The organism is Flagellimonas nanhaiensis (assembly GCF_003382275.1).
GTDB classification, from domain to species: Bacteria; Bacteroidota; Bacteroidia; order Flavobacteriales; family Flavobacteriaceae; genus Flagellimonas; species Flagellimonas nanhaiensis.
Genome location: NZ_QTJX01000001.1, coordinates 465,430 through 479,386 on the forward strand (window position 1 = coordinate 465,430; position 13,957 = coordinate 479,386).

Annotated in this window: 13 protein-coding genes; 2 read left to right on the forward strand and 11 right to left on the reverse strand. The window is 40.1% G+C overall.

Translation table 11 applies throughout. From position 1 onward, the window contains the following. Window positions 1-41 precede the first annotated feature (41 nt). From DX873_RS02180 to DX873_RS02210, 7 genes are all read right to left on the reverse strand, one after another. Window positions 42-1,259, reverse strand: coding sequence for a sensor histidine kinase (locus DX873_RS02180; RefSeq protein WP_116182890.1), 1,218 nt, complete (start codon window positions 1,257-1,259; stop codon window positions 42-44). 162 nt (window positions 1,260-1,421) lie between these two features. Further along, complete coding sequence (gene secA / locus DX873_RS02185) at window positions 1,422-4,784, reverse strand: preprotein translocase subunit SecA (RefSeq protein WP_116182891.1); 3,363 nt, start codon at window positions 4,782-4,784, stop codon at window positions 1,422-1,424. A 133-nt stretch (window positions 4,785-4,917) separates the two neighbouring features. Beyond that, the gene (locus DX873_RS02190; RefSeq protein WP_013551418.1) at window positions 4,918-5,142 is read right to left on the reverse strand and encodes a DUF2795 domain-containing protein; all 225 of its coding nucleotides are present in this window, start codon (window positions 5,140-5,142) and stop codon (window positions 4,918-4,920) included. Between the two features lie 125 nt (window positions 5,143-5,267). Then, window positions 5,268-5,825, reverse strand: coding sequence for a cob(I)yrinic acid a,c-diamide adenosyltransferase (locus DX873_RS02195; protein ID WP_116182892.1), 558 nt, complete (start codon window positions 5,823-5,825; stop codon window positions 5,268-5,270). 221 nt (window positions 5,826-6,046) lie between these two features. Beyond that, window positions 6,047-6,550, reverse strand: a complete 504-nt coding sequence (locus DX873_RS02200; RefSeq protein ID WP_116182893.1) for a hypothetical protein — start codon at window positions 6,548-6,550, stop codon at window positions 6,047-6,049. After that, entirely contained in the window at window positions 6,547-8,427 is a 1,881-nt protein-coding gene (locus DX873_RS02205) for an ABC-F family ATP-binding cassette domain-containing protein (RefSeq protein ID WP_116182894.1), read from the reverse strand. Before DX873_RS02205 ends, DX873_RS02200 begins: the two co-directional genes overlap by 4 nt. A 9-nt stretch (window positions 8,428-8,436) precedes the next feature. Further along, window positions 8,437-9,618 carry a lipoprotein N-acyltransferase Lnb domain-containing protein gene (locus DX873_RS02210; RefSeq protein ID WP_116182895.1) on the reverse strand — a complete coding sequence of 394 codons (1,182 nt, stop codon included), beginning with the start codon at window positions 9,616-9,618 and terminating at the stop codon, window positions 8,437-8,439. A 100-nt stretch (window positions 9,619-9,718) separates the two neighbouring features. On the opposite strand from DX873_RS02210, the gene DX873_RS02215 reads away from it, so the two are divergent. Together DX873_RS02215 and DX873_RS02220 are read left to right on the forward strand one after the other, a co-directional pair. Continuing rightward, window positions 9,719-10,441: a CDP-alcohol phosphatidyltransferase family protein gene (locus DX873_RS02215; protein WP_116182896.1), complete on the forward strand. Its 723-nt coding sequence runs from the start codon at window positions 9,719-9,721 to the stop codon at window positions 10,439-10,441. Between the two features lie 3 nt (window positions 10,442-10,444). Then, window positions 10,445-10,876: a PH domain-containing protein gene (locus tag DX873_RS02220; protein WP_116182897.1), complete on the forward strand. Its 432-nt coding sequence runs from the start codon at window positions 10,445-10,447 to the stop codon at window positions 10,874-10,876. Window positions 10,877-10,884: 8 nt separating this feature from the next. On the opposite strand, the gene lptB is transcribed toward DX873_RS02220, so the two are convergent. Genes lptB through DX873_RS02240 form a run of 4 tightly spaced genes read right to left on the reverse strand, consistent with a single transcriptional unit; the run spans window position 10,885 to window position 13,824 of the window. Then, window positions 10,885-11,625 carry an LPS export ABC transporter ATP-binding protein gene (gene lptB, locus DX873_RS02225; RefSeq protein ID WP_116182898.1) on the reverse strand — a complete coding sequence of 247 codons (741 nt, stop codon included), beginning with the start codon at window positions 11,623-11,625 and terminating at the stop codon, window positions 10,885-10,887. A 57-nt stretch (window positions 11,626-11,682) separates the two neighbouring features. Further along, window positions 11,683-12,033, reverse strand: a complete 351-nt coding sequence (locus DX873_RS02230; RefSeq protein ID WP_116182899.1) for a carboxymuconolactone decarboxylase family protein — start codon at window positions 12,031-12,033, stop codon at window positions 11,683-11,685. Continuing rightward, window positions 12,023-12,859: a twin-arginine translocase subunit TatC gene (gene tatC, locus DX873_RS02235; protein WP_116182900.1), complete on the reverse strand. Its 837-nt coding sequence runs from the start codon at window positions 12,857-12,859 to the stop codon at window positions 12,023-12,025. Before tatC ends, DX873_RS02230 begins: the two co-directional genes overlap by 11 nt. After that, window positions 12,859-13,824 (reverse strand): KpsF/GutQ family sugar-phosphate isomerase, encoded by a 966-nt coding sequence (locus DX873_RS02240; RefSeq protein WP_116182901.1) that lies wholly within the window; start codon window positions 13,822-13,824, stop codon window positions 12,859-12,861. The genes tatC and DX873_RS02240 overlap by 1 nt, the downstream gene beginning before the upstream one ends. Between the last annotated feature and the right edge of the window lie 133 nt (window positions 13,825-13,957).

Below are 13,957 nucleotides of genomic sequence, written 5' to 3' on the forward strand. Positions count from 1 at the left end.
AATGAAGATTTTTGTTAATCTTCTAAAGATAGGAAAACGATTTAATCAACTGAGTTGAATTCCTCTATTATTTCCTCAAATTCGATGCGATAATAAGTTCCTTTTTTGGATAAATCCCGAGCTAGTGTTCCTCTGAGTTGGCGTGTAAGATTATAAATGAGTTTTAGGCCCAAGGATTTTGCATTTTTTGGATCAAAATTTTCAGAATACCCTATTCCATTGTCACCCAGGTACATTTCATAACGGTTGTCCCCGATTTTTCGCAAAGAGACCTCAATTTCGCCTTCTTGGTCTTCTGCAATACCATATTTGAGGGCATTGGTTATGGTTTCATTGATGATAAGTCCAAGTGGGATAATGGTATCAATACTTAGTTTATTGTCGGCGATGTCAAGTTTGACCTGTATTTGGTTCAAATTTCCTTTTACAGACCTTACCAAATAGTCGCATAACTCCTTTACATAAGGTTTTAATTCTATTTTGGATAGATAATCATCTCTTTTATAGAGCATTTCGTGCACCATAGCCATGGAAACCACTCTATTTTGACTGCTTTTAATGATGTTGCTGATTTTCTTATCATCAATTGCCCTGGATTGCAAGCTAAGGAGGCTGGATACAGTTTGTAGGTTGTTCTTGACCCTATGATGAACTTCTTTGAGCAGGGTTTCCTTCTCTTCTATGCGTTCTTGAATTTCATTTCTGGATTTATACAATTTATGGTGCGCGCGCAAAAGATTTCTTCCAAAAACCCCTCCTAAAAGGTATATAGCAAATACAGCGCTCAGGAATGCAAACCAATTCTTGGCCTCAAGAGGTACGGTATCTTCGGAAATCCTAAAATCTCCCATATCGTACAGAAACAAAATAGCTAGTACGGCAAGATTGACGATCAGATATAACTGCCCATACACCTGAGTGGTAACATATCCGGCAAAAACTACTATGGCCAAGACAAAAATGAAGGGACTTTGTATACCGCCACTAAAAATAGTAACCATTATGGCACCTATCATGGCAAGAAGAGAGGTGATATTATAAGTAACAATCAGTTTCCCGTGTAATTTGTATAAAACTGTATTTATCAAGTTTAAGCCAGCAAATCCAAAGCAAGTATAGGGTATTACCCCTTTGATATCCAACCAAAAGAGGCACGCTAAGCCAAAGAATAGCGCAAACAACGATGAATTGTAGTTGACCTTAAGTATCAAATCAGTCTTGTCCTGTAAACGATATTTATCCTTAATAGGATTCTTCATATGCTGCGCAGAATCAATCACTTGCTACAAAAGGTTGAAACGAGGAGTAGCAAAAATTGCTTTAATGGGGTGTTTCGGTTGTAAATCTAGTTATGTTTTTTGATATAATCAAAAGCGACAGCTGTTTAAAACTGTCGCTTTTATAAGATATTTTATTTTAGGCTAATCTTCTACTAACACCCATTCACCTTTATCAATGAGGGGTTCTGCCTGTTTGTATTTGACAGTTTTGCTTTCTCCGGACATGATATTCTTAATGGTAACCCTTTCGTTTCTGCCAATTTTTGGTTTTTCCCGAACAATGGTTTCGGTCACTTGGGGTCTCCTGCCTTGGGTTTGTCCCGCTGCCCTGTTCTGAGCTGCCAGCTCATCGCTATTTGGAATCTCCTCTTTAGTAGTTTTCAAATTCTCTTTGGGTCTGCGAACATTCCTGGCCTCTTGAATTTGACCAGTACTTTCTGAAGGCAATTCTCCTTTGAAAAGGAATGAAATGATTTCTTTGTTCACTTTGTCAATCATTTCCTTGAAGAGTTCAAATGCCTCAAACTTATAAATCAAGAGAGGGTCTTTTTGCTCATGCACTGCCAACTGGACGGACTGTTTTAGTTCATCCATTTTTCGAAGGTGCGTTTTCCAAGAATCATCAATGATTGCCAATGAAATATTCTTTTCAAAATCCGTGATGAGTTGTTTGCCATCACTGTTGTATGCCGCTTCCAGATTGGTTACTACGTTCAAGGTCTTAATCCCATCCGTAAATGGGACCACAATCCGCTCAAACTTGTTGGATTGGTCTTCATAAACCTTTTTGATTACCTGAAAGGCAACTGTGGCACTACGTTCCATTTTTTGTTGATAGAACTCGTACACCGCTTGGTATACCTTATTGGCTATTTCTTGGAAACTCAGTTTTTTGAATTCTTCTTCACTTATCGGCGAGGTTATGGAGAAGTATTTGATTAGTTCAAACTCAAAGTTTTTGTAATCCTCTGCCATTTTGTTGGTTTCCGCAATGACCTCACTGGTATCATAGATCATATTGGCAATGTCCACTTTTAGACGTTCTCCCTGCAGGGCATGTCGTCTTCTTTTGTAGACAACCTCACGCTGGGCGTTCATAACATCATCATACTCCAAAAGACGCTTACGAATACCAAAGTTGTTTTCCTCGACCTTTTTCTGGGCACGTTCTATGGATTTGGTCATCATGGAGTGTTGAATTACCTCACCTTCTTGGAGCCCCATACGGTCCATCATTTTGGCTACACGGTCCGATCCAAACAATCGCATTAGGTTATCTTCAAGAGAAACATAGAATTGTGAGCTTCCGGGATCCCCTTGACGACCGGAACGACCTCTTAGCTGTCTATCCACACGTCTAGAATCATGCCGCTCCGTACCTACAATAGCAAGTCCCCCCGCATTTTTTACTTCATTGGTGAGTTTAATGTCGGTTCCTCGTCCTGCCATGTTCGTTGCAATGGTCACTACCCCGGCATCTCCAGCTTCGGCTACAATATCGGCCTCTTTTTTGTGCAATTTGGCATTGAGTACGTTGTGCGGAATTTTCCTAACACTCAACAGCTTGGACAGCAATTCTGAAATCTCTACCGAAGTGGTACCGATCAAAACAGGCCTGCCATCTTTTGATAACTGGGTTACCTCTTCGATTATGGCATTATATTTTTCTCTTTTGGTCTTATAGATAAGATCATGTCTGTCATCTCTAGCAATTGGCCTGTTGGTCGGGATTTCCATCACATCCAACTTGTATATTTCCCAAAACTCGCCTGCCTCTGTAACCGCAGTACCGGTCATTCCGGACAGCTTATTGTACATTCTAAAGTAGTTCTGGAGGGTAATGGTGGCAAAGGTCTGGGTCATGGCCTCGATCTTTACATTTTCCTTGGCCTCAATAGCTTGGTGCAGCCCATCAGAATACCTTCTACCGTCCATAATACGACCTGTCTGCTCATCCACGATCATTACTTTGTTCTCGATTACCACATATTCCACATCTTTTTCAAAGAGGGTATAGGCTTTCAACAACTGGGTCATGGTATGGATTCGCTCACTTTTAACGGCAAAATCCTTGAACAGTTCTTCTTTTAGCTCTGCTTCTTTTTCAATTTCCAGATCTTGGTTTTCGATCTTGGCTATTTCACTTCCGATGTCTGGCATCACGAAGAATTCCTTGTCCTGATCACCAGAAATGTACTCAACTCCCTTATCGGTAAGTTCTATTTGATTGTTTTTCTCATCTATTACAAACAACAATTCGGCATCCACCTTGGGCATTTCCCTGTTGTTGTCCTGCATATAAAAGTTTTCGGTCTTCTGAAGCAATTGTTTTACTCCTTCCTCGCTCAAAAACTTTATGAGGGCTTTGTTCTTGGGCAAACCTCTGTGAACTCTTAGCAGTAAAAAGCCGCCTTCCTTTGCGTCACCTTCCTTGATGAGTTTTTTGGCCTCTGCCAATACGCCGGTCAAATACTGTCGCTGTTTTTGTACAATATCTGAAACTTTAGGTTTGAGCTCATTGAATTCATGCCGATCTCCTTCCGGCACGGGTCCAGATATGATCAAAGGTGTTCTGGCATCATCGATCAGTACAGAATCCACCTCATCCACGATAGAATAATGATGGGGTCTTTGTACCAGGTCATTTGGCGTGTGTGCCATATTGTCCCTTAGATAATCGAAACCAAATTCGTTGTTAGTACCGTAGGTAATATCGGCATTGTATGCGGCCCTTCTTCCATCTGAGTTGGGTTTGTGCCGATCAATACAATCCACGGAAAGACCATGGAACTCAAAAATTGGGGCCATCCAGGTGCTATCCCTCTTGGCCAGATAATCATTAACGGTTACAAGATGCGCACCCTTGCCTGAAAGTGCATTGAGGTAGAGTGGGAGGGTGGCCACCAATGTTTTTCCCTCTCCAGTCTGCATCTCTGCAATTTTTCCCTGGTGCAGGGCGATTCCACCTATAAGCTGAACATCATAATGCACCATGTCCCAAGTTACTTCTTTTCCGGCTGCATCCCACGAGTTTTTCCATACAGCATCATCTCCTTCCAAGGTCACATAATCCTTACTTCCGGATAGGGCCCGATCAAATTCAGTAGCCTTAACGGTAAGCGCCTCATTGGCAGCAAAACGTTTGGCAGTTTCCTTTACCACGGCAAATGCTTCGGGGAGAATAGTATTGAGTGTCTTTTCTGATATTTTATAGGCTTCCTCGTTGAGTTTGTCTATTTCAGAGTAGATTTCCTCATTGCGGTCTATATCGTTGGAATTGTGCACCTCTTCCTGTAATGCCGCAATTTTATCGTTGATTTCCTTGCAATCTGCTTCTATTTGGGATTTGAAATCGACAGTTTTTTGTCGTAATTCATTGTGGGTCAACCCTTCCAGTGTCTTTTCAAAGGAATTTATCTCTTTTACCAAAGGCTGTAGGGCTTTTACGTCCTTTTCCGATTTGTCTCCAACAAAAACCTTCAGTACGGAATTAATAAAGCTCATGAATAATTTTTCTTTTGGATTGCAAAAGCTGTTCCATTATCGAGAGTTAGCGGGAACCCTTTTGCCAGGCTGTCAAAATTACATAAAAAAAAGCCTCCGAGGAGACTTTTTAATAGGGTTTGTTCATTCTTGGTCAATACTCATCCTCATTCCAGAGGTAGTCCTCTTCAGTAGGATAATCAGGCCATATCTCTTCGATGGATTCATATATTTCACCACCTTCTTCTTCCATTGATTGTAGGTTTTCCACAACTTCCAAAGGCGCTCCCGTACGAATCGCGTAGTCTATCAGCTCGTCTTTGGTGGCTGGCCAAGGTGCGTCACTTAAATATGAGGCTAGTTCTAGTGTCCAGTACATAGTAACGGTTTGATTTTAAATTTTTTGCAAAAATAATTTTTAAACCCAATTAGTCAAGTAAAATCGACATTATTTAAAAATTATTTTGATGTTGACAACTCTCTAACGTAAAAAAAACGATTTTATTAGTCAAGTTTTTCAGGGATCCACTTCACTTCTTGGGCGTTTAAATCCTTTGACAATTTCCGTGCCAACACAAAAAGGTAATCAGAAAGTCTATTTATATAGGCTAAAAGACTTTCCGGTACCGGTTCTGTTTCATGCAAATAGGATATCATGCGCTCGGCACGACGGCAAATGGTCCTGGCAATATGACAGTATGACACTGTAGGATGCCCCCCTGGAAGGATAAAATGGGTCATTTGAGGAAGAGTTTCGTTCATTTTGTCCATTTCATTCTCCAACAGCTGAATGTCATCATCATTGATTTTAGAGATTTTTAGACGTTCCTTCTTTTTGGGCTCAGTTGCCAAAATAGAACCAACAGTAAAAAGTTTTTGTTGAATAAGGACAAGTATTTCAGCAGAATTTGGATCTATATCTTGATCTCTAAGAAGTCCCAAATGAGAATTTAGCTCATCAATGGTTCCATAACTTTCAATACGTATGTGGTGCTTAGGGACCCGGGTGCCGGTGAACAAAGCGGTGGTACCCTTATCCCCAGTTTTTGTGTAGATTTTCATTTTTCAGTGGTCAGTTATCAATTAACAATTACCAATAATCAGTGTAAATTGCTCATTGCTCATTGTGCCTTCGTTTACCTTCCATAAATCTCCGTGACTTCCTGCGTTTTGTGGCCTTTTTATTTCGGACCAAAATAATCAGGTAAATGAGACCCAATACTACGAGGACGTACCAAATAGTGTTATCTGTTGCTGCATTTTCCATATTTAAAATTACTTTATTAAATCCGAATTGTGAAATGTTGCTTTAGCTGTTCTTTTCGAATTGAAAGAGCGCCCAAATGGAACATGTCCATACTAACGGTAATTCCCGGGATATTGATCAACTCTTTCCAAAGTTCATGTTTTTGTGGATTCGTGTAGATTGAATTGATGAAAATAATCGTGTCGTTATGAATCTTTCCTTCGGAAAGTAAAGTCATGAACCCTTTTTTGTCCAGTTCCTCAAAAAACAAAATATCGAACGGGGGAGTATTCCAAATAAGATTGGAATCATACTTTTTGACAATCTTTTGGGCTTTTGAGCCCTCTGCTATCCAAATACTTTTTGCACTAAAATACGCTATGGAATTAAGCAATACGTTAATGGATTTGTCTTTACTGTGTTTCTTTTTGGAAGATAGGCACTGGGTAACATAATTGAACACAAAAGGAGAGTGTACCCCATGGGCGTTGGTCGATTTTAAAAGAAACCGTAGGTATGCAGAAAACTCAAAGTATGTCATTGTCCTTCTAAAATGGAGGAAAGCTCAAACCAGCGTTCGGTCTTTTTTTCAATAGATTCCGATATTTCTTTCAGGTCGATGGAAAGTTGGTCGATTTCCTCTCCGGTCAAGTCCGGATTGGAAAAACTGTTTTGCAGCTCTTCCTTCTGCTCTTCCAGTTTTTGAATATCCTTTTCCAACTGTTTATGTTCTTTTTGCTCTTGATATGAAAGCTTGCGGTTATTGTCCTTTTCTTTCCAACTGGGTTTTTCAGATTTGTTGGGTGCGTTACTTTTAATTTCCCGTTCTTGTGCAATTTTACTGCTTTCATAAGCCCTATAATCTGAATAGTTTCCAGGAAAATCTTCAATTATACCTTCACCCTTAAAAACAAAAAGGTGGTCTACAATCTTGTCCATGAAATAACGGTCGTGGGAGACAACGATCAAACACCCGGGAAAATCCAGTAAAAAACTCTCCAGTACATTAAGGGTAACAATGTCCAAGTCATTGGTGGGCTCATCCAGAATCAAAAAGTTCGGATTCTGAATCAACACTGTGCACAAGTAAAGACGTTTACGTTCCCCGCCGCTCAGTTTTTCAACAAAATCATACTGTTTCTTTCGATCAAAGAGAAAACGTTCCAATAATTGTTGGGCGGAGATTTGTTTTCCCTTTTTTAGCGGAATATAATCCCCAAATTCCCTGATGACATCAATTACTTTTTGTCCTTCTTTTACGCGAATCCCTTTCTGGGTGTAGTAACCAAATTTAATGGTGTCCCCAACCACCACCTTTCCACCATCTATACCCTCTTGTTGGGTAATAATGTTTAGAAAAGTGGATTTCCCGGTTCCATTTTGACCAATAATCCCAATCCGGTCACCTTTGGTGAAGTTATAGTCGAACTTTTCTAGAATAGGCTTATCTCCATAAGATTTGGAAATGTTGTGCAATTCCAGGATTTTACTGCCCAACCGTTCCATGTTGAGCTCTAGCTGCACTTCATGTTCCTTTCTTCGTTGATGTGCCTTTTGTTTTATTTCCTTGAAATCATCTATTCTGGATTTGGATTTGGTGGTACGGGCCTTAGGCTGCCTTCTAATCCAATCCAGTTCTTTTTTGTACAACAATTTGGATTTATGCTGCTCTACGGCCTCCCGTTCCGACCTGGCCTCCTTTTCACGTAGAAAGTAGGTGTAGTTGCCCTTGTAGCTATACAGTTGGTTGTTGTCCAGTTCTATGATTTCATTGCAGACCCTATCCAAAAAGTAACGGTCATGGGTAACCATAAAAAGAGTAATGTTTTCTTTACTGAAGTATGCTTCAAGCCATTCGATCATTTCTAGATCTAAATGGTTGGTAGGCTCATCCAGAATGAGTAGATCGGGTTTGTTCAAAAGTGCATTGGCCAATGCCAATCGTTTCTTTTGCCCGCCGGAAAGCGTGCCAACCTTCGCATTCAGGTCGGTTAGCTGTAATTTGAAAAGTATCTGTTTGTATTGCGTCTCAAAATCCCATGCGTTGTGTTGCTCCATGGCTTCAAAAGCTTGTTGATATTGTGATGCATCATCAGGATTCAGGACCGCTTTTTCATATTGGGCTATGACTTTAAGGATTTCATTGTCCGTAGACAATATGGTCTCTTCAATGGTAAAATTGGGATTTAGATTGGGTTCTTGCTCCAAAAAGGAGATTTTAATGCCCCTTCTAGTGGTAACTTGACCGGTTTCTGAAGTGTCCTTTCCAGAAATGATGTTTAAGATGGAAGTCTTCCCGCTACCGTTTTTGGCTATAAGCGCAATCTTTTGGTCTTTGTTTATTCCAAAGGAAATGTTGGAGAACAGCACCAATTCGCCATAAGATTTAGATATATTCTCTACCGTTAATAGATTCATTAGATGTATTTATCTCCTTGGACGAATTTTAGAGAATTGAATTAGATACACATAGCGTATGACCAAGGTGAGGAGCACTGGAATCAAAATCGGTGAAAAAATCTGAACTTTCAATATCCACAGCAAAAACATTATACCCATAAGTGCCAGCAGACCCCATAAATATTTAGTGAGCCAAGAAGGCAATTGAGGTTGTAGAATAAAAATAAATGCTATCCCCATATTTACAGGAAAAGCCCAAAGAATATTGAAGTTATAAGGGGTCGAGGTATGGTCGGTGGCAACCCACAATAGAAAAAGAATAAGACCCGCCAATCCGCTCACAAAAAATAGCGTAAAATCGAGCCATTTACTCTTTGTTTTGTGTTTATGGTCAAAATAAGTGACAATTCCCGTGAAAATCATCAGCATGGCGAACCAAAAAAGTGGCGACAAGGGAAAAAACCCGTTGACAACATGTTCGTCATAATCCAGAACAACCCGTTCTCTTTTTAAGAGGGGTTTACCATTTTTGGTGGTATTGCGTATCTGCTCCATGGCATAATAAGGGAGGAACATATGTTCCCGCACTGTAGCTTCTCTATCGACTTTAGAACCAAATGCCAAATCTATACCGAAGGACGACCAGGAATTTATGTTCAAGTGTTGTCTTACCAATTGCCGAAATGTAAACCGCTTTTCCAAGTGGGAGCCATTAAAAACTATGGCATCTCCATATTGATTCTTAAGAATATCCCCGGTGATACTGGAACAATTGTACCAAAGGGGGTCATACAGATAGTCCCGGTTCTGGGGTAGGTAGTTGTCTTCAAGAAAAGCTAGGAGTCGGTTCCTTTCCGCAAGGGTGAGGTCCAAAATTTGTTCTCGTACCCATCTTTTTTCCAATTCGTATTCATAGAGGAATACATCAAAAGTTCTACGGGAAAGAGAATAGATAAGTTTACCTTTTACAAAGTTCAGGTAAAAATTAGGCCGATTAAAATCAAAAGTACCGTAGTTATAGACCACATCAATTCCCAATTCTGGGTCCTGTACCCTAATGGCACTGTGTCCGAAGGAATAATATAACTCATCTCCAGCTGAACATGTGAGCAGGCTAATTTGGGATCTTCCGGACAATTCTGGAGTTTGGGCGAGCACTCCACCCCCAAACAATAACCATACTATGAAAAGGAATGATTTAAATTTCATTTTTGACTTTGTCAAGCAAATATCAGAATAATTATGGCACAGGAGCACATCAAAATCAATCTCGTTGTTTTTTCTCTTATTTTTACGGAAACCTAACTATATGAAGCAATTTATTCCAAATTCCCTGACATTATTGAATGTTTTTAGCGGTTGTGTGGCTACAGTGTTTGCCGTGCTCAACCATTTGGAATTGGCTGCCCTCTTCGTTTTTATTGGAATTTTCTTTGATTTCCTTGACGGATTTGCAGCTCGCATGTTAAAAGTGCAAAGTGAGTTGGGAGTGCAATTGGATTCTTTGGCAGATATGATTACCAGCGGCTTGGTTCCAGGAATTGTAATGTTTCAACTATTGAATATGGCCGAAAGGGGAGGATGGAACCTTGGTTTCTTTGGACATGAAACGGAGATGACCGCATTACCTTTTTTAGGGTTTGTTATTACCTTGGCATCGGCCTATAGATTGGCCAAATTCAATATTGATGAAAACCAGGTTTCTTCCTTTCAAGGATTGCCGACACCAGCCAATGCCTTGCTGATTCTTTCGTTGCCGTTGATTCTTTTATACCATAACAATGAGGCGCTCAACGAAATTATCTTAAATCAATGGTTTTTGCTTGGCCTTACTTTGCTCAGTGCATATTTGTTGAATTCTCCCATCAAACTTTTTGCTTTAAAATTTAAGAATTGGAGTTTTAGGGCCAATGGGGTTCGATATCTTTTTTTGATAGGAAGCTTGGTGTTATTGCTGACCATGAAGTTTTTGGCCATTCCTTTGATAGTTGTGTTGTATATCTTGATTTCCTTAGTAACAAAAAATGAATAATCCATGATTTCTGGATATAAAAAATATAGATCAAAAGTAGGTTTGGGTTTGTTGGGAATTTTATCCCTCGGTTTTGGCGTAGGGTTGTATTACATGATTGTTGATTGGAATTCTATTGGAGCCCTAATCCATTTGGTAACTTTTGCATTGGTGTATTACTTGTTTTTTTCAATTTCCTATGAGATTAAGGGTGATGATTTGCTGGTCAATTACGCAGCCTTCTACCAAAAGAAGATTAAGATTCCATCAATTTGCCGAATCAAGGAAACTCGAAACCCGCTGGGTTCACCAGCGGCATCTTTGGACAGATTGGAAATACAATATGGGAGTAACGGATTCATCTTAGTTTCCCCAAAAGAAAAAATGGCCTTTATTGATCACCTGAAAAGTTTAAATCCGGAAATACAGGTTGAATTCAGAAAGAAGAAGGAGTAGTAACGGATTTAAAAATCCAGTTTCTTTTTACGAAGCTCAAAGTTTTGGCCCAAATACACTTTTCTTACCATTTCATCCACAGCTAGCTCTTCAGGAACACCAGCTTTTAAAATCCCACCTTCGAACATAAGGTAAGAACGTTCTGTAATGGCCAACGTTTCCTGAACGTTATGGTCGGTAATCAAGATGCCAATGTTCTTATTCTTCAATTGGGCCACAATACGTTGGATATCCTCTACGGCAACTGGGTCTACACCAGCAAAAGGTTCATCCAAGAGAATAAATTTAGGGTCAGTGGCCAGAGCTCGCGCAATTTCAGTACGTCTTCGCTCACCACCTGATAATAGGTCGCCACGGTTTTTTCGTATGTGTCCCAAACCAAACTCATCAATTAGGGACTCCATTTTCATATGCTGCTCCTTTTTGCTCAGCTTGGTCAATTGCAGTACGCTTAGGATATTGTCTTCTATGCTCAACTTACGAAAAACAGAAGCTTCCTGCGCCAAATAACCGATACCGTTCTGTGCTCTTTTGTACATAGGAAAGTCGGTTATTTCCATATCGTCCAGGTAAATCTTTCCTCCATTCGGCTTTATAAGGCCAACAATCATATAGAACGAAGTGGTCTTACCTGCACCGTTAGGGCCCAACAACCCAACAATTTCACCTTGATTGACCTCTAGGGAAATTCCTTTCACCACTTTTCGGCCTCGATAGGCCTTCATGATATTTTCTGCACGTAGCTTCATACGAATTCGCCAAAACTAAACATATTCTCTTTTTGCATCACGGTCTTTGGGATTTTTTTAAGCTTCGGTCTCTTCCAGCGCTTCCCAATATTCATAGGCCCTTCGTAAATGTGGCACTACTATGGTTCCACCCACTAAGGTGGCAATCCCCAATGTTTCCATGACTTCTTCTTTAGAAGCTCCGGCTTTTTTGGAATGTTCCAGGTGATAACTTATACAATCATCACATCGAAGCACAGCAGAAGCAACTAGGCCCAATAGCTCTTTGGTCTTCACGTCCAAAGCTCCGGCCATGTAGGCATTGGTATCCAAATTGAAAATACGCTTTATCAGCTTATTGTTTTCAGCTAGGAGCTTTTCGTTCATTTTGGAACGATAAGCATTAAATTCTTCTACTTTATTTGGCATTTTGCTTGGCTTTTTTTGCTTCTTTTTTCAGTACAACTTTTGAAATATAGATGCTGATTTGATATAGAATCAAAACAGGAACGGCGACCACAATTTGGCTAGCTACATCGGGTGGTGTAATTATGGCTGATAATATAAGAACCATGACCAATGCAATTTTCCGATACTTTTTAAGGACTTCAGGCGTAACCAATCCCACTTTTGTCAAGAAGAAGATGATGATCGGAAGTTCAAACATGATTCCACAGGCTATTACAGAAGCCCTGACAGTAGCTATAAAGGAACTTATATCTATTTCATTGAGGACTTCTTTACTTACTTGATAGGTACCCAAGAAATTAATGGACAATGGAGCAACCACGTAGTACCCAAAAAGTACACCCAAGAAAAATAAGAAAGAGGCAACTAAAATAAAACCTTTGGAATACTTTCGTTCGTTGGCATGTAACCCAGGGCTGATAAATCGCCATAGTTCCCAGAGCACATAAGGAAAGGCTATGATAAACCCTGCCCAAATTGAGGTCCAGATGTGGGCTGAAAATTGCCCGGCCATGGTCCTGTTCTGAATGGTAAAGGGAAGGGAGTCCCCACAAAACTCAGAATCAATTCCAAAAAAGGTGGCTATCCTACAAAAGAACCTATAGGTGGGAAAATCCATTTTCTTGGGACCAAATATTATGGTGTCAAAAATGAAATCTTTCATTACAAATGCCACACAGGCCACAATGACAATGGCAAACGTAGATCTGATCAAGTGCCACCGTAGTTCTTCCAAATGGTCCAAAAAGGACATTTCATTAGGATTTTGATTTGCCGTTTTTGCCATTATAGGATTCCCTCGTTAATCAGATTATGTAGATGGACCACTCCCACGTAGGAACCATTGTCAAAGGCCAATAGCTGAGAGATTTCCTTTTCTTGAAGCATTTTCAATGCTTTGACGGCCAAGGTATCGACATCTACCGATTTTGGATTGGAAGTCATGATGTCCTTAGCGGTCAAACCATTTATATTGTCGTATTTGCTCAGCATCCTTCTAATATCTCCATCGGTCACCACCCCCACAACCTTGTCGTTCTCCATTACAGCGGTTACGCCAAGCATTTTTTCAGATATTTCTACAATTACCTCCTTGACATTGGAATTGATATCAACCTGTGGTTTTTGATTGTTCACTACAATATCCGCAACCCTCAAGTATAATTTCTTACCCAAGGAACCTCCAGGGTGGTATTTGGCAAAATCCGCACTGCTGAAGCCCCGTAGTTCCAAAAGGCAAATAGCAAGTGCATCTCCCATTGCCATTTGGGCCGAAGTACTTGTTGTAGGGGCAAGGTTATTGGGACAGGCTTCTTTTTCTACAAAGGTGTTAAGGACAAAATCGGCTTGTTTTGCCAAAATAGAATCCATATTCCCTGTGATACCAATTAGCTTGTTCTTACCAACCTTTATCAAAGGAAGCAAAGCTTTGATCTCTGGGGTGTTTCCACTTTTGGAAAGACAGACGACCACATCGTCTTTTTGAATTGTACCTAGGTCACCGTGAATGGCATCAGCAGCATGCATAAAAATAGCTGGGGTGCCAGTTGAGTTCAATGTGGCCACTATTTTTGACGCTATAATGGCGCTTTTACCAACACCTGAGACCACTACACGTCCCTGTGAATCCAAGATGTGCTGTACGGCATGGGCAAACTGGTCATCGAGTTGCCCCATTAAATTAAGTACCGCCTTGCCTTCGGTTTCAAGGGTTCTTTTTGCTATGGATAAAATAGACTGGATATTGTTCAAGGTAATTAACAGATTATCTAGATTGTATTCCTAAAAGAATGTCTTATATTTAAGATTACAAAACTAATCAAACTATCTTTTACTAACCATTAACGAAAGATAGAATACTTCTTGTTTGAATTAAACACTCAAA

Coding starts and splice junctions, on each gene's coding strand:
- DX873_RS02180 (WP_116182890.1), bottom strand. CDS start 1,259: ATGAAGAATCCTATTAAGGATAAATATCGTTTACAGGACAAGACTGAT.
- secA (WP_116182891.1), bottom strand. CDS start 4,784: ATGAGCTTTATTAATTCCGTACTGAAGGTTTTTGTTGGAGACAAATCG.
- DX873_RS02190 (WP_013551418.1), bottom strand. CDS start 5,142: ATGTACTGGACACTAGAACTAGCCTCATATTTAAGTGACGCACCTTGG.
- DX873_RS02195 (WP_116182892.1), bottom strand. CDS start 5,825: ATGAAAATCTACACAAAAACTGGGGATAAGGGTACCACCGCTTTGTTC.
- DX873_RS02200 (WP_116182893.1), bottom strand. CDS start 6,550: ATGACATACTTTGAGTTTTCTGCATACCTACGGTTTCTTTTAAAATCG.
- DX873_RS02205 (WP_116182894.1), bottom strand. CDS start 8,427: ATGAATCTATTAACGGTAGAGAATATATCTAAATCTTATGGCGAATTG.
- DX873_RS02210 (WP_116182895.1), bottom strand. CDS start 9,618: ATGAAATTTAAATCATTCCTTTTCATAGTATGGTTATTGTTTGGGGGT.
- DX873_RS02215 (WP_116182896.1), top strand. CDS start 9,719: ATGAAGCAATTTATTCCAAATTCCCTGACATTATTGAATGTTTTTAGC.
- DX873_RS02220 (WP_116182897.1), top strand. CDS start 10,445: ATGATTTCTGGATATAAAAAATATAGATCAAAAGTAGGTTTGGGTTTG.
- lptB (WP_116182898.1), bottom strand. CDS start 11,625: ATGAAGCTACGTGCAGAAAATATCATGAAGGCCTATCGAGGCCGAAAA.
- DX873_RS02230 (WP_116182899.1), bottom strand. CDS start 12,033: ATGCCAAATAAAGTAGAAGAATTTAATGCTTATCGTTCCAAAATGAAC.
- tatC (WP_116182900.1), bottom strand. CDS start 12,859: ATGGCAAAAACGGCAAATCAAAATCCTAATGAAATGTCCTTTTTGGAC.